The sequence below is a fragment of the Mesorhizobium sp. M2E.F.Ca.ET.209.01.1.1 genome (genome assembly GCF_004010375.2).
GTDB lineage: Bacteria > Pseudomonadota > Alphaproteobacteria > Rhizobiales > Rhizobiaceae > Mesorhizobium.
The window spans coordinates 1-315 of record NZ_SADP02000860.1; the positions used below are offsets into that span (position 1 = coordinate 1).

Sequence of the window (315 nt, forward strand, 5' to 3'; positions counted from 1 at the left end):
GGCGACGCCGGTCAGCCTGTTCGGCCCGCCCGGCACCGGCCATTACTGGCGGCGCTTTTGTCAGGCGATGGAATTCGACATCGAAATCCGCATCGTCGACGAGGGCCGGCCTGATATTCGCGAGCTGGTTTCTGTCGAAGAATTCGGCGAAGGCCATGTGGTCGAGCAGCGCGGCCTGAAGGTGACGGCGCTGCGCGTCGACCATCCGCCGGTGACCGACTGCTTTGCGCTGCGCTTCGAGCATGGCGGCAAGAGCGTGGTGTTTTCGGCCGATACAGCCTTCTTCCCACCGCTCGCCGATTTCGCCGAAGGCTC

General features: G+C 64.4%; 1 pseudogene. It reads left to right on the forward strand.

Annotated features, from left to right (window positions below):
* A pseudogene (locus tag EN852_RS38230) lies at positions 1-315 on the forward strand (MBL fold metallo-hydrolase); the annotation flags it as partial.